Consider the following 21,311-nt stretch of genomic DNA (forward strand, 5'->3'; position numbering starts at 1 on the left):
GTTGCGGTCGAGCGTGCACCAGGTCTCGAAGGTGGTCCGCGCCGGGTCGCTCACATACATTTTGGCCAGCACATCGCCAGGGTATTCAAGCTGGCGGTAAAAGTTGCAAAACGCGTTCACAATCACCGGCCCTTGCCCCTTGGGGTTGAGGCCGCAGTTGGCCTTTTCCAGCCAATCGACCCGCGCAATTTCCAGATAGCGAAAGTACAGCGTGTTGTTGACATGCCCCATGGCATCCATATCACCCCAACGCAGGGGGATCACCGTTTCATAGACCAGCTTTTTGCGTGCAGGGATTTCGTAGCGCATAGCAACCTCTTAGAGTGCAAAACCATCGTCCGCGGCAATGATCGCGCCGTTGACAAACCCAGACTGATCGCTGGCCAACATCATCAGCACCGCATCCAGGTCGTGCGGCTGCCCGACACGCTTGCGCGGCAGCATCTGGATCAGTTTCTGGCCACTCTCGGTCTGCCAGTGGGCATGGTTGATTTCGGTGTCGATGTAGCCCGGGCAAATCGCGTTGACGTTGATGCCGAACTTGCCCCACTCCACCGCAAAGGCTTTGGTCATGTGGATCACAGCTGCCTTGCTCATGCAATACACGCTGATTTGCGGCAGCACCTTGAGCCCCGCCATGGATGCAATGTTGATGATCCGCCCACCAGTAAAGCTGCCTGGCGCCGCACCTTTGGCCCGTGCCAGCATGCGCTTGCCCACCTCTTGCGCCACAAAAAACGCACCGCGCACATTGGTGTTCATGACGAAGTCGTAGTCTTGTTCGGTCACGTCCTGAATACGGCAAGTGGCGCTCACGCCGGAGTTGTTGACCAATATATCGATCGTGCCGAATTCGGTTTCGGCATGCGCCACCGCAGCGGCAATGCTGTCCTTGTCGGTCACATCCATCTGCACCACATGGGCGCTGCCGCCTTCGGCTTCGATCTCGTTGCGCAGCTCCTTGAGCTTGTCCACTCGCCGCCCGGCCAGCACCACGCCTGCACCGGCTTTGGCCAATGTGCGCGCGAATTGCGCCCCCAAACCACTCGACGCCCCTGTGACCAAGGCGACGCGCCCAGACAAGTCGATTTCATAACTCATGGAAAACCCTTTACTCGACAAACATCAACATCTGCCATTTTGCTGTGAATACACATGATCGCCGCATAAAATGAGTCACAAGTCAGACACTCCAACCTTTGCACGTTTATGAGCCCAGAAGAAATCATCAGTACCTACGGTCCCCGTGAAGCCATGGAATACGACGTGGTCGTGGTCGGTGGTGGCCCGGCCGGTCTGTCCGCGGCCATCCGCCTGAAGCAACTGGCCGCCGAAAAAGGCCAGGATGTCTCGGTCGTGGTGCTCGAAAAAGGTGGCGAGCCCGGCGCTCACATCCTCTCGGGCGCCATCATGGACCCGCGCGCCCTGACCGAACTCTTCCCTGACTGGAAAGAGCTGGGCGCCCCGCTCAACCAGCCAGTGACCGACGACGCCTGGAGCTTTTTGAGTGAAACCGGTGCGACGCGTACCCCTGGCATCTTCCTGCCCGAGTGCGCTCAGAACCACGGCAACTACATCATCAGCCTGTCCAACTTCACGCGCTGGCTGGGCCAGCAGGCCGAGAACCTGGGCGTGGAAATCTTCCCTGGCTTCACCGCCGCCGAAGTGCTCTACAACGAAGACGGCAGCGTCAAGGGCGTGGCCACCGGCAACATGGGCATCGGCAAGGATGGCGAACCCACCGGGGAATTCCAGCTGGGCATGGAGCTGCACGCCAAGTACACCGTGTTTGCCGAAGGCGCGCGCGGCCACCTGGGCAAGCAAGTGATTGCCAAGTACAAGCTGGACGAAGGTCGCGACCCACAGACGTATGGCATCGGTATCAAAGAAGTCTGGGAAATCGATCCTTCACGCCACACCCCCGGCTTTGTCATGCACACTGCCGGTTGGCCCATGAACAACGACACCTACGGCGGCGCTTTCATGTACCACATGGAAGACAACAAAGTGGCCGTGGGCTATGTGGTCGGTCTGGACTACGCCAACCCCTGGCTGAGCCCCTTTGAAGAATTCCAGCGCTGGAAGACACACCCCAACGTCAAGTGGTACTTCACCGACGACAAGGGCGAAGTCAACGCCAAGCGCATCGGCTACGGTGCCCGCGCCATCACCGCTGGCGGCCTGATGAGTCTGCCCAAAACGGTGTTCCCGGGCGGTGCCCTGGTCGGATGTGACGCCGGTTACCTGAACGTGAGCCGCATCAAGGGCAGCCATGCCGCCATCAAGACCGGCATGCTGGCTGCAGAAGCCGCTTACGACGCCATCGTGGCAGGTCGCCAGCATGATGAATTGGAAGCCTACCCCGAAGCCTTCGAAGCCAGCTGGCTGCACACCGAGCTCAACAAGTCGCGCAACTTCAAGAGCTGGTTCAAGAAGGGCTTGACCGTGGCCACGTTGATGAACGGCTTTGAACAATACGTGCTGCGCGGTCACATTCCATGGACGCTGCGCCGCAGCAAGCCTGACCATGTTTACCTCAAGCCCGCGGCCGAGTGCGAAAAAATCGAGTACCCGAAACCCGACGGCAAGCTGACCTTTGACCGCCTCTCCAGCGTGTTCATCAGCAACACCAATCACGCCGAAGACCAGCCAGCCCACCTCACGCTCAAGGACGCCTCGGTGCCCGTGAGCGTGAACCTGGCCAAGTTTGCCGGCCCCGAGAGCCGCTACTGCCCAGCCGGCGTGTACGAGTTCGTCAAAAACGAGGACAACAGCGACCGCCTGCAAATCAACGCGCAAAACTGCGTGCACTGCAAGACCTGCGACATCAAGGATCCGACGCAGAACATCGTCTGGGTTACGCCCGAAGGCGGCGGCGGGCCGAATTATTCAGGCATGTGAGCTTGCTCCTCTCGACAAGAAAAGGCCCATATGGGCCTTTTCTTTTGGGATGCGAAGTGGCTGTAGAATTTGCGCTGTCAGGAGAGCGCTTTGTATCCACTTAAGGGTGCCAAGCCGCCGAAGGCGCAGGCTGCAGTGCAGCTGAACGCTCAGGCAAAAGGACTGACAAAACGTCTTGGACGTTGCCTCACTGGAGAGAGGTGCCGGGTCATCGAACCACAGCACCCACCGAAGGAGCAAACCGCAGAACGGACCCCGTTCCCGGCGAATCTCTCAGGTAAAGCGGACAGCGAGGGCCCACCACGGCATGTGCCTTGGTGAACCGTGCCCTTGAAAGCTCAACATGTCCGCCACCGAAAACCTGCTCACCACCCCTTTGAACGGCCTGCACCTCGAGCTTGGCGCGCGCATGGTGCCTTTTGCTGGCTACAGCATGCCGGTGCAATACCCCTCTGGCCTGGTCGCCGAACACCACCACACCCGCACTGCAGCTGGCTTGTTTGATGTTTCTCACATGGGCCAGTTGTGCCTGAGAGGACCTGATGCCGCAGCCGCCTTTGAGAGCCTGATGCCGGTGGACGTGATCGGTCTGGGCCTGCACAAGCAGCGCTATGGCCTCTTGCTCAACGACGAGGGCGGCATCATCGACGACCTGATGTTCGTCAACCGGGGCGAGGATATTTTTGTCATCGTCAACGGTGCTTGCAAACATGGCGATCTGGCGCACATCCAGGCACGCATCGGCAGTCGCTGCACCATCGAGCCGCAATTTGACCGCGCCCTGCTGGCCCTGCAAGGCCCGCAGGCCGTGACTGCGCTGGCCCGCCTGCTGCCTGGCGCCCAGCAGCTCGTGTTCATGACCGGCATGCCATTCACCTGGGAAGGCGCTGACCTTTACGTGACCCGTAGCGGCTATACCGGTGAAGATGGTTTTGAAATTTCGCTGCCTGCCCATGCCGCCGATGCCTTTGCCCGTGCCCTGCTGGCCCAGCCTGAAGTCAAGCCTATTGGCCTGGGTGCCCGCAACTCGCTGCGCCTGGAAGCCGGTCTGTGCCTGTACGGGAACGACATTGACACCAAGAGCACGCCCGTCGAGGCCAATCTGAACTGGGCCATGCAGAAGGTACGCCGCAATGGTGGCGCCCGCGCGGGCGGCTTTCCTGGTGCAGACAAGGTTCTGGCCCAGCTCGATGGCACACAAGCTGCTGAACGTTTGCGCGTAGGTCTGGTCGGCCTGGAACGTGTACCGGTGCGCGAGCATGTGGAGCTGCACAACGAAGCAGGCCTGAAAGTGGGCGAAGTCACCAGCGGTCTGCTCGCCCCCACGGCCGACAAGCCCGTGGCCCTGGCCTACGTGCAGGCAGAATATGCACCCGTAGGGACCCGTCTGAACGCCATGGTGCGCGGCAAAGCCGTACCGATGGAAGTCAGCGCCCTGCCCTTCGTTCCCAACCGCTATTACCGCGGTTGATTTCTGTCCAAACAATCGGGATCTGACCCCCATTACGCAATCGGGATCTGCCCCCCATTACGACCCCAATCAACCAATTCAACCGGAGCAAACCATGATCAAGTACACCGAAGACCACGAATGGATCAATGTTGAAGGCGACATTGCTGTCGTCGGCATCACCCACCACGCGCAGGACGCCCTGGGCGATGTGGTGTTTGTAGACCTGCCCGAAATCGGCAAGTCCTTTGCACAAAAAGATGTGGCCGGTGTGGTCGAGTCCGTCAAGGCTGCCGCTGACGTGTACATGCCCGTGTCGGGCGAGATCGTCGAGGTCAACGAAGACCTGCGCAATGACCCCGCTCTGGCCAACACCGACCCGCTCGGCAAAGGCTGGTTCTTCAAGGTCAAGCTGTCCAACGCTTCGGAAGTTGACGCGTTGCTCGACGAAACCGCCTACAACACCTTCACTGGCTGAGCCTGAACATGACCGACTCCTTGCGCACTCTCGAAAACGACAGCGAATTCATTGCCCGCCATATCGGCATCAGCCCGACGGATGAGCAACTCATGCTCGGCGTCATTGGCGAAGCCTCGCGCCGCGCCCTGATCGATTCGATCGTTCCGCGCTCGATTGCGCGCCAGGAGTCCATGCAGCTGCCCGCAGCCACCACCGAAGCCGCAGCGCTCGACCAACTCAAACGCATTGCGCGCAAGAACAAGCTCTTCAAGAGCTTCATTGGCCAAGGCTACCACGGCACGCACACGCCCGGCGTCATCCTGCGCAACATCCTGGAGAACCCCGCCTGGTACACCGCCTACACGCCCTACCAGGCCGAGATTTCGCAGGGCCGCATGGAAGCGCTGGTCAACTTCCAGACCATGGTCTGCGACCTGACCGGGATGCCGATCGCCAACGCTTCCATGCTCGACGAAGCCACCGCCGCCGCCGAAGCCATGACGCTGGCCAAGCGCTCGGTCAAGGCCAAAGGCGATGTGTTCATCGTGAGCGGCGACGTGCACCCGCAAACGCTCGAAGTCATCGAGACCCGTGCCGCCCCGCTGGGCATCACCGTCAAGGTGGTGCGCTCCAGCGATGAGTGGCAATCGGCCATCGCGCAAGACGACTACTTTGCGGCCCTCAACCAGTACCCCGGCAGCAGCGGCTGGCTGGCCGACTGGCAAGAGAGCGCCGACCTGATCCACAGCAAGCAGGCTGCCTTCATTCTGGCGGCTGACCTGATGGCGCTGGTGCTACTCAAGACCCCGGGCGAGATGGGGGCCGACATCGTGGTGGGCACCACCCAGCGCTTTGGCATGCCCATGGGCGCGGGCGGACCGCACGCGGCTTATCTGGCCTGCCGCGACGAGTACAAGCGCTCCATGCCTGGCCGTCTGGTGGGTGTGAGCGTGGACGCGCACGGTCAGCCCGCTTACCGCCTGGCCCTGCAGACCCGTGAGCAGCACATCCGCCGCGAAAAGGCCACCAGCAACATCTGCACTGCGCAGGTGCTCCCTGCCGTCGTGGCCAGCATGTACGTGGTCTACCACGGTCCAGATGGCCTCAAGCGCATCGCCCAGCGGATTGCCAGCTACACCGCCGTGCTGGCCGAGGGCCTCAAATCGCTGGGCGCCTCGCTCCTCCACGGCACCGCCTTCGACACGCTGACCGTGGACTGCGGCAGCGCCGCCGCGGCCGACGCCCTGCACGCCAAAGCCATGGCCAAGGAGATCAACCTGCGCCGCTACAGCGGTGGCCGTGCGGACTTTGTGGGCATCACGCTCGACGAAACCACCCAGCGCGAAGACATCGCCACGCTCTGGAGCCTGTTCGCGCAGGATGGCCAGAAGCTGCCGTCTTTTGAGCAGTTTGAAAAAGGCATCGCCCCGCTGATCCCCGAACCGCTGCGCCGCACCAGCAGTTTCCTCACGCACCCGGTCTTCAACCGATACCACAGCGAGACCGGGATGCTGCGCTACATCCGCCAGCTCTCCGACAAGGACCTGGCGCTGGACCGCACCATGATCCCGCTGGGGTCGTGCACCATGAAGCTCAACGCCACCAGCGAGATGATCCCCGTCACCTGGCCCGAGTTCGCACTGCCCCACCCCTTTGCCCCGGCCGACCAGCTGCAGGGCTATGCCGAACTGGACCAGCAGTTGCGCGACTGGCTGTGCCAGGCCACCGGCTACAAGGGCATCAGCCTGCAGCCCAACGCCGGCTCGCAAGGCGAGTACGCCGGTCTGCTCGTCATTCAGGCCTACCACCGCGCCCGTGGCGAAGGCCACCGCAACATCTGCCTGATCCCCTCCAGCGCCCACGGCACCAACCCCGCCAGCGCCCAGATGGTGGGCATGCAGGTCGTCGTGACCAAGTGCGACGACAACGGCAACGTCGACATGGCCGACCTGAAAGCCAAGTGCGAGCAGCACAGCGCCAACCTCGCCGCCGTGATGATCACCTACCCCAGCACCCACGGCGTGTTCGAAACGCAGGTCAAAGCCCTGTGCGAACTCGTGCACCAACACGGTGGTCGCGTGTACGTGGACGGCGCCAACATGAACGCGCTGGTGGGCGTGGCCGCCCCCGGCGAGTTTGGCGGTGACGTGAGCCACCTGAACCTGCACAAGACCTTCTGCATCCCCCACGGCGGTGGCGGCCCTGGCGTCGGCCCCGTCTGCGTGGTCGAAGACTTGGTGCCCTACCTGCCCGGCCATGCCACAGCGGGCGTTAAGGTCAACGGCGTAGGGGCCGTGTCCGCAGCCCCCTACGGCAACGCGGCCGTGCTACCGATCAGCTGGATGTACATCCGCATGATGGGCGCCGACGGCCTGCAGCACGCGACCGAAGCCGCCATCCTGGCCGCCAACTACATCAGCAAGCGCCTGGCACCGCACTATCCCACGCTGTACGCGAGCGAAAACGGCCATGTGGCCCACGAGTGCATCCTGGACCTGCGCCACTTCAAGGACACGTGCGGCGTGATGGCCGAAGATGTGGCCAAGCGCCTGATGGATTACGGTTTCCACGCGCCCACCCTCTCCTTCCCGGTGGCCAACACCCTGATGGTCGAGCCCACCGAAAGCGAAACGCTCGAAGAGATCGACCGCTTCATCGACGCGATGATCGCGATTCGCGAAGAGATCCGTCAGGTCGAAAACGGTGTCTGGCCGCAGGACAACAACCCGCTCAAAAACGCCCCTCACACCGCAGGCACGCTGATGGCCGCCGACTGGGATCGCGCCTACCCGCGCGAGGTTGGCGCTGCGCTCAAGGGCCGCGTGCCGGGCAGCGTCAAGTACTGGCCGCCCGTGGGCCGCGTGGACAACGTTTATGGCGACCGCAACCTGTTTTGCACCTGTCTGCCGATGGACGCTTATGCTGACTGAAGCGCTGCAATCCAAACCGGCAACTGCTCGTGCACGATGCGCAGCGCGGGTGCGGGCTGCCTTTTGGCCAGTGTGACAAGACCAAATTTTGCGGTGGCCTTCAATTCTGGCTTCATGTTCAAAATGCGCAAGTCCGGCCCTGCCGCCACAATGCTGAGCACCACCGCGTCACTTTGACGGGCAACTTCCACAATATGGCTGGTCTCGTCGCTGCGCAAGGTCACCAAATCATCCGGGTTGGCTTGAGGACCGTAGGTCGCCATGAGCATGCGCGCCACTTCGTCGCTGAGCGGGGTCGATGCAATGGGAAACACTTTGATGTCCTCCAGGCTCACCGATTTTCTTTTCAGCAAGGGATGCCCTGCTCGCACCATGAATGCGCCTTGCATCTCGAAGGTGTGCGTCACCTCAAAGTCAGACGATGGGCGCATTGCCCGGACATCAATCACCGCTGCATCCAACTCCTGTTCTTTCAGCGCACGCAGCAGCGTCTCTGTATTGCCCCGCGACAAGCTCAGTTGCAACCGCGGATGCTGTGTCGCCATATGACTCATCATCACGCCAGAAAACAGCAAGCCCGGTCCTGAGCCAAGCCCCATACGCAATTTACCGGTCAGACCTTGGTCCAGACCTGCCCCCAGCCGTTTAAGCGCATCCGCATCGCTGACGAGCAATCGTGCTCGCTGCAACACCTCCTGACCAAAGGGCGTCAGACCAATACGGCGGCCCATGCGATCAAACAATTTGCCGCCCAGCTCATCCTCTAGAGACTGAATGCTGCGTGTCAATGCAGGTTGCGTCAGAAACACCGCTTTGGCTGTTTGCGCAAAGGAGCCCCATTGCGCCAACGCCACCAGATGCTTAAGTTGGGTGAGGGTCATTTTTAACTTTAAATTTATAGATCATTGCTTTCGTATGCATTGGACTTTAACAAAACTGACACCTACGATGCAAGAAAAATCACCACCATGGAGACAAGGTGTACCAACTCAGCACTGAAGCCATTGAAGAATTCATCGGCCTGCGCCGTGACATTCATCGCCATCCTGAACTGGCCTACGAAGAGCATCGCACCAGCGCGCTGGTGGCCGACAAGCTTCGCCAGTGGGGCTACAGCGTCACCACCGGCTTGGGTGGCACGGGTGTCGTGGGTCAACTGGTGCGCGGCACCGGTAAAGTACGCATTGGACTGCGTGCCGACATGGACGCGCTGCCCATCGAAGAAAACAACGGCCTGGCCTGGAGCAGTTGCAAACCCGGCTTGATGCATGCCTGCGGCCACGACGGCCACACTGCCATGCTGCTGGCCGCGGCGCAAATGCTGGCCCTACAAACCAGTTGGTCCGGCACCCTGAACCTGATTTTTCAGCCTGCTGAAGAAGGCGGCGGCGGCGCGCTGCGCATGATGCAGGACGGCTTGTTCGAACAATTTCCCTGCGACAGCATTTACGCCATGCACAACATGCCAGGTTTCCCTCAGGGCCAGCTGGTTTTTCGCAACGGCCCCACCATGGCGTCGTCCGACTACATGAGCATCACCCTGCAAGGTCAGGGCGGGCACGGCGCCATGCCGCATCGCGCCAATGACCCCTTGGTGGCCGCCGCTTCGCTGATCATGGCGCTGCAAACCGTGGTCTCACGCAATGTGGACCCACTCCAACCGGCAGTGGTCACGGTCGGTTCGATTCAGGCAGGCAAAGCCAACAACGTCATCCCCGACACCGCCCAGCTTGAGATCAGTGTTCGTGCGCTCGACCCGCAGGTGCGCGTTCACATGCGCCAACGTCTGCACGAGCTGGTGCAACTGCAGGCGCAAAGCTATGGCGTTAAAGCGCACATTGACTGGCGCGACGGCTATGCCGTGCTGGTCAACGATGCGCAATGCACCGCACAAGCGCTGCAAGTGGCCCGCAAACACTTTGCGCCCGAACAGATTGTGGACAACGGCCCCATGCTGACCGGTAGCGAAGACTTCGCCTTCATGCTCGAACGCGTGCCCGGCTGTTACCTGTTCATCGGGAACGGCACTGGCCAGGAGCCTGGAGCCTGCATGGTGCACAACCCGGCCTACGACTTCAACGATCACAATATTGCCATTGGCGCTCAGTACTGGGTGGCTTTGGTCAATGACCTGCTTTCATAACCACCCAAAGGAGACAAACCATGAACCCACGTATCCGCGTCAAAGCCCTGGCAGCCACCGCAGCTGCAGCCGCTCTCTTCGCCACAACCGGCACTGCCCAGGCCAACACCGCCCTGACAATGTCCAGCTGGGTACCCCCTGCTCACTATGTGGTCAAGGACATCCTGGTGCCCTGGACCGAAGAAGTCAAAAAAGTGACCCAAGGCCGGGTCAGCATCAACCTGTTGCCCAAAGCCGTGGGCAGTCCGCCACAGCACTTCGAGCTGGCACGCAAAGGTGTCGCCGACGTCACATGGGGCAACTTCACCTACGAGCCTGAGCGCTTCAAGATGATGTGGTTTGCCGAGCTGCCGATGATGGGCTCCAACTGCGAAGCCACCTCAGTCGCACTGTGGCGCACCTATGACAAATTCCTGGCCTCCAATGACGCATTCAAAGGCGTCAAGATGCTCGGCGTAGGCATGCTCGGCGGCGGTCAATTCAATCATCCCAGCAAATTGATCGACAGCCTGGATGCACTCAAGGGGCAAAAAGTACGCATGGGAGGCCCTATCCAGAAGCGTCTGCTCGAAGAGATGGGCGCCATTCCGGTAGCCGGCCCCGCGACCAAGGCTTATGAAATGTTGCAAGGCGGCCAGATTGATGCATCCTTGCATGGCCTGGAGTCCGTGGTCAACTTCCGTCTGGACGGCGTGCTCAAGAACCACACCATCGTCCCCAATGGGTTGTATGACGGCACCTTCTTCATCGTGATGAATGAAGGCAAGTGGAGCAAAATCAACAAAGCCGATCAGGCCGCCATCATGAAAGTGTCGGGCGAGATGCTCTCACGCAGATGGGGGCAAGAGTTTGACAAACAGACCAAGTCTGCCGAAGCCAAAATGCGCGCCGATGGCCACAAGTTCGGTGAGCCTGGCAAAGACGTGATGAACGTGATTCGCAAAGTACGCGCTGACATGCTTCAGGAGCTCAATACCGAAGGCCCCAAGTTTGGCGTGAACAACCACAACGCCGTTCTGGACTTCTACGAGCAACAGTACAAGCTGCTGTCCAAATAAACCCGACTTACTCAAATGATGGTTGTCATGAAACGTGTTCTTCAACCCCTTCAGCGCTTTGTCGGCACTGGACTGGTCGTGATGCTTTTTTCCATGGTTGCAATGACATTTGTCGATGTGCTCGGCCGGCGCCTGTTCAACACCCCGGTGTTTGGCGCGAACGACATCACAGAACACCTCATGGCTGCCATCATTTTTTCGGGCTTACCCCTGCTGACCGGACAGCGTGGGCACCTGAGCATCGATTTGTTTGACAAATGGCTGCTCACCCCCGGCTGGCGCCTGTGGCACCGGGCTGTGGATGTGATCATCAGTGCGGTTCTGGCTTTGATCGCCTATGAGTACTACATGGCCATTGAAGAGGCACGCAACATCAACGAGGTCAGCCAGGCCCTGCTCATCCCTCGTTACTGGATGTATGCGTTCATTTCGTTCACAACGTCTTTGGCCGCAGTAGTTGCCTTGTTTGTGGATGCTCCACACCCCGAATACCACGAGGAGATACCGTCATGATGGTCGGTCTGTTTTGCCTGGCCGCCGTTTTGTTGCTGGCTTTTTTGCGTGTACCGCTGGGCATCAGCCTGATGGCTGTGGCCATAGGCGGCATCAGCTATCTCAACAGTTTCGATGTGGCTCGCACTTTGCTGCCGATGACCTTGACAGAAGCGTCATTTTCATATGACCTGGCAGTGGTTCCCCTGTTCATTCTGATGGGCGACATCCTGTCGCGCACAGGCATTTCAGCCGACTTGTTTCGCGCCGCTTATGCCTTTTTGGGCGCCATTCGCGGAGGTTTGGCATTGGCCACCATGGTGACCTGCGCTGGCTTCAGCGCCGTGTGTGGCTCCAGCTTTGCCACTGCAGCCACCATGGCCAAAGTGGCTTACCCCAGCATGCAAAAGTATGGCTACTCAGAGCGCCTGGCCACAGCCACTATCGCTGCTGGCGGCACCTTGGGCATTCTGATTCCACCGTCCATCATCCTGATGATTTACGGTATCCTCACTCAACAAAACATTGGTGAGTTGTTTGTGGCCGGCGTGTTGCCTGGGCTGCTGGGCCTGTCGCTGTACATGCTGGCGATTTACCTGATTGCCGTGTTCAAGCCCGAGCACGCACCACGCGGCGAAAAAGTATCTGCCAAGGAACGCTGGCAATCGCTTGCAGGCGTATGGCCCTTCATGGCGCTGTTCACCCTCATCATTGGTGGCTTGTACATGGGCTGGTTCACAGCCACCGAAGCCGGTGGCATGGGCGCGGGCACAGCCCTGATCATTGCCTTGCTGCAAAAACGCCTGTCCTGGCAAACCTTCCATGAGACGTTGCTAGCCACTGCCAAGACATCCGTCATGCTCTATGTGGTGCTGTTTGGCGCCATGATGTTTTCGCAGCTGATTTCGTTTTCAGGTCTGGCCGATGAACTGCTGAACATGGTGCAAGGTTCTGGGCTGTCAAAAACCGGCATTCTGCTGTCCATCCTGGCAGTGTTCCTGTTGCTGGGTTGCGTGATGGATTCGATGGCCATCATCCTGATTTTTGTTCCACTGTTCACGCCTGTATTGATCGCACAAGGTTTCGACCTGGTGTGGTTCGGCATCATCGTGGTGGTCCTGACCGAAATCGGTCTGATCACGCCACCTGTAGGCATGAACGTGTTTGTACTGAAAGCAAATTTACCGGGCGTGCGCGTGGGCACCATCTTCCGTGGTCTGGTGCCCTTCATCGCCGCCGACCTTGTGCGCTTGGGCGTGCTGGTCGGTTTCCCATCGATTTCGCTGGTTCTTGTTCAGCTCATGAGATAATCAAATTCGTCTGCATCGGGAGAGACCAGCCCCGCGCTGGCGCCGAAGGAGCAACCACCCCGGAAACTCTCAGGCCAAAGGACCGATGCAGGAAGGCGCCCGATAGGGCACCACACACTCTGAAGAGTGACCAGGACTCGTCACCTGGTCCACCGCAGGAGCAAGTTCCAGACTGGAACGAATCTCTCAGGTCTCAAACAGAGGGGGTCATGCCGTGCACATGCCGTGCGCTGCATGTCCTTCCATTTGAGACGTTTTGCAAAGAGAGAAAGCTCCATGAAAAAGCACATGGTTGTCATCGGCGGCGGCATCACCGGCGTCACTTCCGCCTACGCCCTCGCCCGTCAGGGTTTCCAGGTCACCCTCATCGAAAAGAACCGCTACGCGGCCATGGAAACGTCCTACGCCAACGGCGGTCAGCTCTCGGCCTCCAACGCCGAAGTCTGGACCCACCCGTCCACCCTCATCAAGGGCCTGAAGTGGATGATGAAAGCCGACGCCCCGCTCTTGATGAACCCCAAGCCCAGCTGGCACAAGTTCAGCTGGATCGCCGAGTTCGTCGCCAACATCCCCAAGTACGAACGCAACACGATCGACACGGCCAAACTGGCGATCGATGCCCGCGAGCACCTGTTCGCCTGGGCGGCCAGCGAAGGCATTGACTTCGACCACAAGCGCGAAGGCATCCTGCACATCTACCGCGACAAAAAGGGCTTTGACCATGCAGGCCGTGTCTCGAAGCTGCTGGCCGCAGGCGGCCTGGAGCGCCGTGCCGTCACGCCCGAGGAAATGCGCGCCATCGAGCCCACGCTGCAAGGCCAGTACTATGGCGGTTACTTCACCGAAAGCGATTCGACCGGCGACATCCACAAGTTCACTTTTGGTCTGGCACAGGCTTGCAAGCGACTGGGCGTGCAAATGCTCACGGGGCATGAGGTATTGAACGTCAGCAGTGATGGCGAAGTCGCCACAGTCCAGGTCCGCTATGAAGGACAGATCGACACCTTGCGTTTTGACGGCATCGTCATCAGCGCCGGCGTTCACAGCCGCCGCCTGGCCGCGCAGCTCGGCGACCGCCTCAACGTCTACCCGGTCAAGGGCTACTCGATCACCGTCAACATGCCCGACGCCGCCAGTCAGGCCGCTGCGCCGCAAGTCAGCCTGCTGGACGATGAAACCAAGCTGGTCACGAGTCGTCTGGGCGATGACCGTTTCCGCGTGGCCGGCACCGCCGAGTTCAACGGCTTCAACCTCGACATCCGCGCCGACCGCATCGCCCCGCTGATCCGCTGGGTCAACGAATGCTTCCCCGGCATCGACACCCGCAAGGTGGTGCCCTGGGCCGGCCTGCGCCCCATGATGCCTGACATGTTGCCGCGCGTCGGTGCTGGCAAAAAAGCCAATGTGTTCTACAACACGGGTCACGGTCACCTGGGCTGGACGCTGAGTGCCATCACCGCGCATCAGCTGGCCGGGCATGTCCAGCAGTCGCTGTTGCTCAGTCCAAGCCTGGGGGCCAGCGGCTTGTCAAAAACGGGTGCTGTACACCACGCCCACGGATGATCGACTGATGACAGGTACCAAGAGGTACCTGTCGCTGTACCAAGCCCCAATCGCTGAGCCGATGGCGTGCGAGGCCATATCAAGGTACTGGCTGGAACGCTTGCCGCCGCGAGCAATGCTTGCGCTTTCGACCAGTATCCCGGCAGCCGTGCTGGCAGCAAAACCGATCATGGCACGATGGGGTGAATCGCGGTACACATATGAAATTCCACCCGCCAACAAGGCTCCACCTGCGGCATGTGACACCTCACTTGTCCAGCCATCGTAAGCCTGGCATGTCCCTGCGGTAGCCAGCAGTACCCCCATCATGATGTGTTTCATTCGAGACTCCTGAGCTTGTATTGAACAATTTCGTGATTGTCGCTTCCCCCCGCGATGCGTCGTCATCCGATAATCGGACTATTGACCCTCATCAACATCGCATGCCAGAAGTTTCGTCCGTGAAGGTGCTCTGCCTCATCCCCCCGATGACGCAGCTCAACACCCCCTACCCCTCCACCGCCTACCTCACGGGCTTTCTGCGCTCGCGCGGTGTGAACGCGGAACAAGCCGACCTGGCGCTGGCACTGGTGCTGCAGCTCATGAGTCACTCAGGCTTGGTGCAACTGCGTGAGGCGGCCCTTGCGCAGCCTGAAGAAAAACGCAGTGGCCCGGTCAACTTTTTTTTGGACCACTTTGAACGCTACGCGCAAACGATCAATCCGGTCATAGCGTTTTTGCAGGGGCGCGACAGCACGCTGGCGCACCGCATCGCCAGCCGAGGCTTTTTGCCAGAAGGCCCACGCTTTGCCACGCTCGACAGCTACGACGATGAGGAAACCGGCGATCCACTGGGCTGGGCCTTTGGCGCTTTGGGCAGCACCGACCGTGCACGGCACCTGGCCACGCTGTATTTGAACGACCTGGCCGATGTGCTGCAAGGCGCGGTGGATGAGCGATTTGAGTTTGTGCGCTACGCCGAAAGTCTGGCCGCCGCGCAGCCCAGCTTTGACCCGCTGGCCCAAGCCTTGGCCGCGCCGCCCAATCTGGTGGACCGGACACTGGCCGAACTCACGCTAGCGGCCATCGCGCAGCACAGCCCCCAGCTGGTCTTGCTGTCGGTGCCTTTTCCTGGTTCGGTTTATGGCGCGCTGCGCATCGCCCAAACCCTCAAGCAACACCACCCCAACATTCGCATTGGACTGGGCGGTGGCTTTGTGAACACCGAGCTGCGCGAGCTGGCCGAACCGCGCTTGTTTGATTTAGTGGACTATGTGACGGTCGACAGCGGCGAGCGTCCGGTGCTCGCACTGGTCGAGCACCTGCAAGGCCAACGCAGCCGCGAACGCCTAGTGCGCACCTTTGTACGAGAAGATGCTCTCGTCAGGTGGATCAACTGGCCAGAGCCCGATATTCCCTTTGAAGACGTGGGCACGCCCACCTGGGACGGCCTGCCGATCCACGACTATCTGAGCTTGCTGGACATGCTCAACCCCATGCACCGTCTCTGGAGCGACGGGCGCTGGAACAAGCTGACCATTGCCCACGGCTGCTACTGGAAGAAATGCAGCTTCTGCGATGTGAGCCTGGACTACATCGGCCGCTACGAAACCGCACAGGCCAGCACGCTGGTGGACCGCATTGAAGCCATCGTGGCGGAAACGGGCCAGACCGGCTTTCATTTTGTGGACGAAGCTGCGCCGCCCAAAATTCTCAAGGCCCTGGCCGAAGAATTGCTGCGTCGCAAGGTGCAGATCAGCTGGTGGGGCAACATCCGCTTTGAAAAAACCTTCACCCCCGAGCTGAGCGAGCTGCTGGCCGAAAGCGGCTGCATTGCCCTATCGGGAGGTCTGGAGGTCGCCTCTGACCGCTTGCTGGCCCTCATGCAAAAAGGCGTGACGGTAGACCAGGTGGCACGCGTGACGCGTGGCATGGCCGACGCCGGCATTCTGGTGCACGCCTACCTGATGTACGGCTTTCCCACCCAAACGCTGCAGGACACGGTGGACGCGCTCGAATACGTGCGCCAGCTCTTTGAAAACGGCTGCATCCACAGCGGCTTCTTCCACCGCTTTGTCTGCACCGTGCATTCACCCGTGGGGCAAAACCCCGAGGCCTATGGCGTGCAACTGGTGCCGCTGCCCGAAGTCACCTTTGCCAAAAACGACGTCGGCTTCATCGACCCCACGCCCATGCCCCGGGGCGTGGACCACGACGTTCTCGGCCGAGGCCTCAAGAAGGCCATCTACAACTTCATGCACGGTGTGGGACTGGAACAAGACGTGCGCGACTGGTTCGAACTGCCAAAGGGCGTCTGCCCCAAGCCCACCGTCAAGCGCGACCGGATCGGCATCGCCTTGCGGCGCTAAGTTTCACCAGGCGATGGGCTGTCCCCGGTGGTCCAAGAAGACGGCCCGCCCGGTCGCAGGCGCCGCGTCCAGCGCCTGCAGCAGGCCCTGCACCGACGTCTCCGGCGCCAAGGCATCGCTCCCCACAAAAGGCGCACTCAGGCTTGAACGCACCGTGCCTGGCTGAAGTGCAGCCACCACCGCCAACGGGCGCTGGCGACTGATTTCAATCGCGGCGGTCTGCAGCAACTGGTTGAGCGCGGCCTTGGCTGCGCGGTAACCGTACCAGCCGCCTTTGTGGTTGTCTTCAATGCTGCCCACACGTGCCGACAGCTTGGCCCAGATCACGCGCTCGCCACGGGCCAGCAGCGGGTTGAGGTGGCGCAGCAGCAGGGCTGGCCCCACGGCATTGACCTGCACAGAGCGCAGCAGGCGGTTGGCATCCAGCTCCTGCAAGCGTTTTTCGGGGCCATGGCCGTCGATGGTGAGCGCTCCTGAGGCATCCACCACCAGATGCAAAGGGCCTTGCACCTGCAGGGCCAGTGCCTCGAGACTGGCTTGGTCCGCCAAATCCCACTCGGTGGGTTCACCTCGCCGAATGGCTTGCACATCGCTGCAGCGCGGGTCGGCACGCAAGGCCTGCACGAAGGCCTGTCCAATGCTGCCGCTGGCGCCAATCACCAGCGCACGGTAGCCCTCTGGCAGGCTGCGCATGGAGACCATCATCGCCGGCCTCCAGCCTCGTACACGCAGCGAAAGCCGATGTAGACCGCATAAAAGTCAGCGTTTTTGAAGGCCTGCACATCGGCTTTCATCTGGTAGGCCGGGTACCACCAGGAGCCACCCAGGGTCTGGCGCTCCTGGCCGCGGGCATCAAGCGCCCACTCCCATACATTGGCGCCCATGTCGTGCAGCCCATTCACACCGGCACGCGTCTGCGTGACCGGGGCGGCACGGGGCCAGGGGTCGGGGTCGCTGGTGTTGGCGCCTTGCGGACTCTCGCCTGTGGTCCAAGGGTAGGTTTTGCCGCGCACCCAGGGTTCCGGGGGTGCCGTGCGCAGCTCGGTAAAGCCGGCGCGGCGCCATTCGGCTGCGGTCGGCAGCCGCCCACCGGCCCACTGGCAATAGGCGGCGGCTTCCGCATGGGTCAAGTGCACAGCGGGCAAGTCGGGCGCAGCGGATACGCCATCGGGTTGGCGCCAGGTCCAACCGGGGCGGCGCTGCCAGCCTGCCACATATTCAAAGCCACCACCTTCTTGCTCGGCGCGGGTGCGCACCCCCGTGGCCTGCACGTATCGGGCAAATTGCCCAATGGTCACTTCGGTGCGGTCGATCTGCAGGCCGCCCATTTCTGGCAAGGCTACCCTCTCGCCCATCTGCGCATGTGCGCTGCTCAGCAGCAGCAGCAACAGCACCGCCACCATGGCTACGCCCCTCAGCTTCATCCCCTGGTCTCCTGATCAGGCCACCAGCGCAGCGCAGCGCGTTGCAAGCGCGGGCGCAGCGGCAAAAAAACGCGGTAAGCCAGCTCCAGCAGCCAAGACATGGGTGGCCAAACAAACACCCAGCCCAACACTCGCCAGCCCGGCAAAGCCAGCCACAAGCGCGAAAAGGCCGCACCTCCACTCCACAAGCGCTTGTGTTCATCGCGCACATGAAAGCGACGCATCGCGACCTCGCACGACAGGCCCTCACCCAGGGGCAGGCCAGCGCTCACGTCCAGCCAGCGCAGTCGGTCTGCACCTCGCAAACGGCGGTAGAGGGCAATCTCCCGTCGGCACAGCGGGCAGCTGCCGTCGTAATAAACCGTCAATTCAGTGCTCATCATGGTCTGACTCTAGTGCAGGCTAAAGGCGTCCATCGAAATCGTCCGGAACTGAACCTCACGGCTGATATAAACCGGGCCAGGACCATGGGTCCGCCCCCAACCCGCAGCGCCCAAAGCAAAGTAAATCGTCAGGAAGTGTTCATCGCTTGGGTGCGCCCGCTTTGCATCGGGCGCCCGAGCTCGATAGTCCAGCATGGAGGCTAAATCGCCTTGCATCAGCGTATCGTGGACCCAGCCGCAAAACGCGGCTACATAGGGCTCAGTGGGACCGTCTTCACGACGCAGCTCATACAGGTTGTGCGTCATGCTGCCCGATGCCACCAGCAAGATGCCTTGTTCACGCAAGGGGGCCAACGCTTGACCCACCGCATAAATATCGGCCGTGCTGAAGCCATCGGGCAAGGACACCTGAACCACTGGCACATCGGCCTGCGGGTACAAATGCATCAAAGGCACCCAGCAACCGTGATCGTAGGGACGTCGTTCGTCGGCTGCGTGTGGCACGCCAGCGGTTTGCAACAAGTCCATGACTTTGTCGGCCAAGGCCGGATCGCCCTGCGCCGGGTATTGCAGCTGGTAAAGCGCATCCGGGAAACCGCCAAAGTCATGCCAGGTACGCGGCATGGGTGTGCTCATCACCGCTACGCCACCGCGCGTCATCCAGTGCGGCGAGATCAGCACAATGCCTTTGATGCGGTCGGCAGGTGCCTGCTCTGCGGCCCATTGCTGCAAAGCCGGACCCGTCTGCCCAGGGTTCAAGGCAAACAAAGGCGAACCGTGCGAAACAAACAAGACTGGCGTGCGCGGCTGCTCACTCATTCGTCGGCTTCCCAGGCGGCCTGCGCCGCAATTTGCCGCAAGGCCTGCTCGAACACTGCAGAAGGTTGCCCGCCCGAAATCAAGTGCTTGTCGTTGATGATGACCGCTGGAACCGAACGGACCCCGGCCTGCTGGTACATGCGCTCCACGGCGCGCACTTTGTCGGCGTAGGCATCCATGTCCAGCACTTCGTTGGCAGCCACTTCATTCAAGCCCGCTTCCCGCGCAGCCGCAAGCAACACCGCTTTGTCGGCAATGTGCTCAGCTCGGCCATGGTAGGCCGCCAGCAAGGCTTGCTTGAGGCGCAGCTGAGCGCCTTCGCCCTGGCCCTCGGCCCAAGCCAACAGACGGTGGGCATCGAAGGTGTTCCACACGCGACCGCGTCCATCGGGGTTGAAGGCAAAGCCCACCTCCTGACCTCGGGCGGTGATGGTCTGGCGAATACGCGCCTGATCCGCAGCGGTGGAGCCGTATTTTTGCGTCAAGTGCTCGGACAGATCCTGCCCTTCAGGGCCCATGTCAGGGTTGAGTTCAAAGGGCTGAAAATGCAGCTCGGCGCTCACCTCGCCTTGCAGACGGCCGAGCGCCTGCTGCAAGGAATACAAACCCACCGCGCACCAAGGGCAAGCCACGTCCGAGACGAAATCGATTTTCAAAGGAATGCTCATGTCAGCATCTTGCCCCAAATCGCGGACAATGGGGATATTGCATACGCCATACCCCTGAGCACATCATGAAAATCCTGACCCTCAACGGCATCAATCTCAACATGTTCGGCAAACGCGATCCGGCTCAGTATGGCACCGCCACCCTGACCGAAATCGATGCAAAACTGGTCGCTTTGGGCAAGGAACTGGGCGCCGAGGTCGAGTGCTTCCAGACCAACTTTGAAGGCGAAATGGCTGAGCGCATTCACCGCGCCCACACGGACGGCACGCAAGCCGTGCTGATCAACGCAGGTGCCTGGACGCATTACAGCTACGGCATCCGCGATGCGCTGGCCATCCTCAAGTGCCCGATCATCGAGGTGCACATGTCCAACATCCACGCCCGCGAAGAATTCCGTCACCACTCGGTGATTGCGCCCATCGCCAAAGGCCAGATCGCCGGTTTTGGCGTGGACAGCTACCTGCTGGCCCTGCGCGCTGCCGTGTCAGCCATTCAGGCCTGATCACTCAAAGTCTGGATCAAGGCGGCGTTGAACGCCTGAGCCGCCTCATACTGAACCCAATGCCCTGCACCAGACACAGTGGTCCAGCGATTCCACTGACCACACAGCATTTGCATGGCCCCCTGCACCTCGGGTAGCCGCTCGCGATAAAGCGCATCGTGCTCACCATAAATGGCACTCACCGGCACCTGCACATCAGGCAGGGCTCGCGCCAGAATGTCGGTGCTGGACAAACGCCTGCGCGGCATGCGGTCGCGGTGCACATTGGCGGTATGCAAAGCCAGCGCCAGAGAGTCCAACGCACTGGCGTTTTGGAACATCAGCGCCATCAAGTTGTATTTATGGATCTCTTCCTGCGCCTCGGACGTGGCCAAGTGCCGCCAGCCTTTGAGGGGCGTACGCACCGCTGTTTGAAGGCCCATGCCAGGAGCGCCCACCAGCACAAGTGCGTGTGCGTCCTGCGGATAGGCCTGCAGCCACAAACCCGCCGTCATGCCGCCAAAGGAAAAGCCCACCAGCTGGACAGGCCCCTTGGGTGCCAGTTGCTGCAAGCCGTCATGCAAGTAAGAGGACAAAGCATCAACATCCACGCAACCAGGCGGCAAGTCTGAGTCGCCAAAGCCCGGCAAGTCCGGGACCAGTACGCGCCAGCCCGCATCACGCAAGGCGGCGATATTGCGCACCCAATGCAGCCAGCTGCCACTGCCGCCGTGCAACAACACCACAGTGGCGCTGTCTTGCTCACCCCAGCTGTGCCAGACCACGGTAACGCCGTCGACCTCGGTCACCAGGCGCTGCCCATCGGTCAGCGCGATACGCAAGTCGCCTTCAATGAAATCAGGCACATCCATCATCTTTT

Annotated in this window: 21 protein-coding genes and 4 riboswitches; of the genes, 11 read left to right on the plus strand and 10 right to left on the minus strand. The window is 60.8% G+C overall.

All coding sequences use genetic code 11. The annotated features are described in order from the left end of the window. Both AAFM15_RS03000 and AAFM15_RS03005 read right to left on the minus strand, forming a co-directional pair. The coding region (locus AAFM15_RS03000; RefSeq protein ID WP_371833073.1) for an acyl-CoA thioesterase at window positions 1–309 on the minus strand (309 nt) is incomplete at its 3' end. 9 nt (window positions 310–318) lie between these two features. Next, the gene (locus tag AAFM15_RS03005; protein ID WP_341685217.1) at window positions 319–1,101 is read right to left on the minus strand and encodes an SDR family oxidoreductase; all 783 of its coding nucleotides are present in this window, start codon (window positions 1,099–1,101) and stop codon (window positions 319–321) included. Between the two features lie 108 nt (window positions 1,102–1,209). Here AAFM15_RS03005 and AAFM15_RS03010 point away from each other — a divergent pair, with 108 nt between their 5' ends. The 4 genes from AAFM15_RS03010 to gcvP all read left to right on the plus strand — a co-directional run bounded on the left by AAFM15_RS03010 (window position 1,210) and on the right by gcvP (window position 7,741). Beyond that, window positions 1,210–2,901 carry an electron transfer flavoprotein-ubiquinone oxidoreductase gene (locus AAFM15_RS03010; protein WP_341685218.1) on the plus strand — a complete coding sequence of 564 codons (1,692 nt, stop codon included), beginning with the start codon at window positions 1,210–1,212 and terminating at the stop codon, window positions 2,899–2,901. A 68-nt stretch (window positions 2,902–2,969) separates the two neighbouring features. Then, window positions 2,970–3,076, plus strand: a riboswitch (glycine riboswitch). Between the two features lie 5 nt (window positions 3,077–3,081). Beyond that, a riboswitch (glycine riboswitch) is annotated at window positions 3,082–3,201 on the plus strand. 43 nt (window positions 3,202–3,244) lie between these two features. Further along, window positions 3,245–4,372 carry a glycine cleavage system aminomethyltransferase GcvT gene (gcvT, locus tag AAFM15_RS03015; RefSeq protein ID WP_341685219.1) on the plus strand — a complete coding sequence of 376 codons (1,128 nt, stop codon included), beginning with the start codon at window positions 3,245–3,247 and terminating at the stop codon, window positions 4,370–4,372. A gap of 94 nt (window positions 4,373–4,466) precedes the next feature. Next, window positions 4,467–4,829: a glycine cleavage system protein GcvH gene (gene gcvH / locus AAFM15_RS03020; protein ID WP_341685220.1), complete on the plus strand. Its 363-nt coding sequence runs from the start codon at window positions 4,467–4,469 to the stop codon at window positions 4,827–4,829. 8 nt (window positions 4,830–4,837) lie between these two features. Next, the gene (gcvP, locus tag AAFM15_RS03025; protein ID WP_341685221.1) at window positions 4,838–7,741 is read left to right on the plus strand and encodes an aminomethyl-transferring glycine dehydrogenase; all 2,904 of its coding nucleotides are present in this window, start codon (window positions 4,838–4,840) and stop codon (window positions 7,739–7,741) included. Here gcvP and AAFM15_RS03030 read toward each other — a convergent pair. Further along, entirely contained in the window at window positions 7,729–8,622 is an 894-nt protein-coding gene (locus AAFM15_RS03030; protein ID WP_341685222.1) for a LysR family transcriptional regulator, read from the minus strand. The two genes, gcvP and AAFM15_RS03030, sit on opposite strands and share 13 nt — an antisense overlap. A 98-nt stretch (window positions 8,623–8,720) precedes the next feature. Here AAFM15_RS03030 and AAFM15_RS03035 point away from each other — a divergent pair, with 98 nt between their 5' ends. The 5 genes from AAFM15_RS03035 to AAFM15_RS03055 all read left to right on the plus strand — a co-directional run bounded on the left by AAFM15_RS03035 (window position 8,721) and on the right by AAFM15_RS03055 (window position 14,307). Next, window positions 8,721–9,884 (plus strand): M20 aminoacylase family protein, encoded by a 1,164-nt coding sequence (locus tag AAFM15_RS03035; protein ID WP_341685223.1) that lies wholly within the window; start codon window positions 8,721–8,723, stop codon window positions 9,882–9,884. Between the two features lie 20 nt (window positions 9,885–9,904). Beyond that, window positions 9,905–10,942, plus strand: a complete 1,038-nt coding sequence (locus AAFM15_RS03040; protein WP_341685224.1) for a TRAP transporter substrate-binding protein — start codon at window positions 9,905–9,907, stop codon at window positions 10,940–10,942. A 27-nt stretch (window positions 10,943–10,969) separates the two neighbouring features. Then, window positions 10,970–11,455: a TRAP transporter small permease gene (locus tag AAFM15_RS03045; protein ID WP_341685225.1), complete on the plus strand. Its 486-nt coding sequence runs from the start codon at window positions 10,970–10,972 to the stop codon at window positions 11,453–11,455. After that, on the plus strand, window positions 11,452–12,744 hold the full coding sequence (locus tag AAFM15_RS03050) for a TRAP transporter large permease (protein ID WP_341685226.1): 1,293 nt from the start codon (window positions 11,452–11,454) through the stop codon (window positions 12,742–12,744). The genes AAFM15_RS03045 and AAFM15_RS03050 overlap by 4 nt, the downstream gene beginning before the upstream one ends. Window positions 12,745–12,750: 6 nt before the next feature. Next, window positions 12,751–12,839, plus strand: a riboswitch (glycine riboswitch). 14 nt (window positions 12,840–12,853) lie between these two features. Continuing rightward, window positions 12,854–12,955: riboswitch (glycine riboswitch) on the plus strand. 65 nt (window positions 12,956–13,020) lie between these two features. Beyond that, complete coding sequence (locus AAFM15_RS03055) at window positions 13,021–14,307, plus strand: D-amino acid dehydrogenase (RefSeq protein ID WP_341685227.1); 1,287 nt, start codon at window positions 13,021–13,023, stop codon at window positions 14,305–14,307. Here AAFM15_RS03055 and AAFM15_RS03060 read toward each other — a convergent pair. Beyond that, a complete protein-coding gene (locus AAFM15_RS03060; protein ID WP_341685228.1) occupies window positions 14,272–14,628 on the minus strand; it encodes a hypothetical protein in 357 nt (118 codons plus the stop codon). The two genes, AAFM15_RS03055 and AAFM15_RS03060, sit on opposite strands and share 36 nt — an antisense overlap. 146 nt (window positions 14,629–14,774) lie before the next feature. On the opposite strand from AAFM15_RS03060, the gene AAFM15_RS03065 reads away from it, so the two are divergent. Then, entirely contained in the window at window positions 14,775–16,655 is a 1,881-nt protein-coding gene (locus tag AAFM15_RS03065) for a radical SAM protein (protein ID WP_371833074.1), read from the plus strand. Between the two features lie 3 nt (window positions 16,656–16,658). Here the strand turns inward: AAFM15_RS03065 and AAFM15_RS03070 are convergent, their stop codons facing one another. The 5 genes from AAFM15_RS03070 to AAFM15_RS03090 are packed head-to-tail and all read right to left on the minus strand — an operon-like array spanning window position 16,659 to window position 19,949. After that, window positions 16,659–17,360 (minus strand): SDR family NAD(P)-dependent oxidoreductase, encoded by a 702-nt coding sequence (locus AAFM15_RS03070; protein ID WP_341685230.1) that lies wholly within the window; start codon window positions 17,358–17,360, stop codon window positions 16,659–16,661. Next, entirely contained in the window at window positions 17,357–18,079 is a 723-nt protein-coding gene (locus tag AAFM15_RS03075; protein WP_341685231.1) for a formylglycine-generating enzyme family protein, read from the minus strand. The genes AAFM15_RS03070 and AAFM15_RS03075 overlap by 4 nt, the downstream gene beginning before the upstream one ends. Then, on the minus strand, window positions 18,076–18,462 hold the full coding sequence (locus AAFM15_RS03080; RefSeq protein ID WP_341685232.1) for a DUF393 domain-containing protein: 387 nt from the start codon (window positions 18,460–18,462) through the stop codon (window positions 18,076–18,078). The genes AAFM15_RS03075 and AAFM15_RS03080 overlap by 4 nt, the downstream gene beginning before the upstream one ends. 9 nt (window positions 18,463–18,471) lie before the next feature. Further along, window positions 18,472–19,281 (minus strand): class III extradiol ring-cleavage dioxygenase, encoded by an 810-nt coding sequence (locus AAFM15_RS03085; protein WP_341685233.1) that lies wholly within the window; start codon window positions 19,279–19,281, stop codon window positions 18,472–18,474. Next, window positions 19,278–19,949: a DsbA family oxidoreductase gene (locus AAFM15_RS03090; protein ID WP_341685234.1), complete on the minus strand. Its 672-nt coding sequence runs from the start codon at window positions 19,947–19,949 to the stop codon at window positions 19,278–19,280. Before AAFM15_RS03090 ends, AAFM15_RS03085 begins: the two co-directional genes overlap by 4 nt. 65 nt (window positions 19,950–20,014) lie before the next feature. On the opposite strand from AAFM15_RS03090, the gene aroQ reads away from it, so the two are divergent. Next, window positions 20,015–20,452, plus strand: a complete 438-nt coding sequence (gene aroQ / locus AAFM15_RS03095; protein WP_341685235.1) for a type II 3-dehydroquinate dehydratase — start codon at window positions 20,015–20,017, stop codon at window positions 20,450–20,452. Here the strand turns inward: aroQ and AAFM15_RS03100 are convergent. Further along, entirely contained in the window at window positions 20,443–21,306 is an 864-nt protein-coding gene (locus AAFM15_RS03100; protein ID WP_341685236.1) for an alpha/beta hydrolase, read from the minus strand. The genes aroQ and AAFM15_RS03100 overlap by 10 nt on opposite strands. Window positions 21,307–21,311 lie beyond the last annotated feature (5 nt).

Source organism: Limnohabitans sp. (assembly GCF_038134685.1).
Lineage (GTDB): Bacteria > Pseudomonadota > Gammaproteobacteria > Burkholderiales > Burkholderiaceae_C > Limnohabitans_A.

Excerpts from the sequence above, each read along its gene's own strand:
- gcvH (WP_341685220.1), top strand. The coding sequence starts at position 4,467 with ATGATCAAGTACACCGAAGACCACGAATGGATCAATGTTGAAGGCGAC.
- AAFM15_RS03065 (WP_371833074.1), top strand. The coding sequence starts at position 14,775 with ATGACGCAGCTCAACACCCCCTACCCCTCCACCGCCTACCTCACGGGC.
- AAFM15_RS03050 (WP_341685226.1), top strand. The coding sequence starts at position 11,452 with ATGATGGTCGGTCTGTTTTGCCTGGCCGCCGTTTTGTTGCTGGCTTTT.
- AAFM15_RS03055 (WP_341685227.1), top strand. The coding sequence starts at position 13,021 with ATGAAAAAGCACATGGTTGTCATCGGCGGCGGCATCACCGGCGTCACT.
- gcvP (WP_341685221.1), top strand. The coding sequence starts at position 4,838 with ATGACCGACTCCTTGCGCACTCTCGAAAACGACAGCGAATTCATTGCC.
- AAFM15_RS03030 (WP_341685222.1), bottom strand. The coding sequence starts at position 8,622 with ATGACCCTCACCCAACTTAAGCATCTGGTGGCGTTGGCGCAATGGGGC.
- AAFM15_RS03085 (WP_341685233.1), bottom strand. The coding sequence starts at position 19,281 with ATGAGTGAGCAGCCGCGCACGCCAGTCTTGTTTGTTTCGCACGGTTCG.
- AAFM15_RS03100 (WP_341685236.1), bottom strand. The coding sequence starts at position 21,306 with ATGATGGATGTGCCTGATTTCATTGAAGGCGACTTGCGTATCGCGCTG.
- AAFM15_RS03045 (WP_341685225.1), top strand. The coding sequence starts at position 10,970 with ATGAAACGTGTTCTTCAACCCCTTCAGCGCTTTGTCGGCACTGGACTG.
- AAFM15_RS03060 (WP_341685228.1), bottom strand. The coding sequence starts at position 14,628 with ATGAAACACATCATGATGGGGGTACTGCTGGCTACCGCAGGGACATGC.
- gcvT (WP_341685219.1), top strand. The coding sequence starts at position 3,245 with ATGTCCGCCACCGAAAACCTGCTCACCACCCCTTTGAACGGCCTGCAC.
- AAFM15_RS03040 (WP_341685224.1), top strand. The coding sequence starts at position 9,905 with ATGAACCCACGTATCCGCGTCAAAGCCCTGGCAGCCACCGCAGCTGCA.
- AAFM15_RS03070 (WP_341685230.1), bottom strand. The coding sequence starts at position 17,360 with ATGATGGTCTCCATGCGCAGCCTGCCAGAGGGCTACCGTGCGCTGGTG.
- AAFM15_RS03075 (WP_341685231.1), bottom strand. The coding sequence starts at position 18,079 with ATGAAGCTGAGGGGCGTAGCCATGGTGGCGGTGCTGTTGCTGCTGCTG.
- AAFM15_RS03005 (WP_341685217.1), bottom strand. The coding sequence starts at position 1,101 with ATGAGTTATGAAATCGACTTGTCTGGGCGCGTCGCCTTGGTCACAGGG.
- AAFM15_RS03010 (WP_341685218.1), top strand. The coding sequence starts at position 1,210 with ATGAGCCCAGAAGAAATCATCAGTACCTACGGTCCCCGTGAAGCCATG.
- aroQ (WP_341685235.1), top strand. The coding sequence starts at position 20,015 with ATGAAAATCCTGACCCTCAACGGCATCAATCTCAACATGTTCGGCAAA.
- AAFM15_RS03080 (WP_341685232.1), bottom strand. The coding sequence starts at position 18,462 with ATGATGAGCACTGAATTGACGGTTTATTACGACGGCAGCTGCCCGCTG.
- AAFM15_RS03090 (WP_341685234.1), bottom strand. The coding sequence starts at position 19,949 with ATGAGCATTCCTTTGAAAATCGATTTCGTCTCGGACGTGGCTTGCCCT.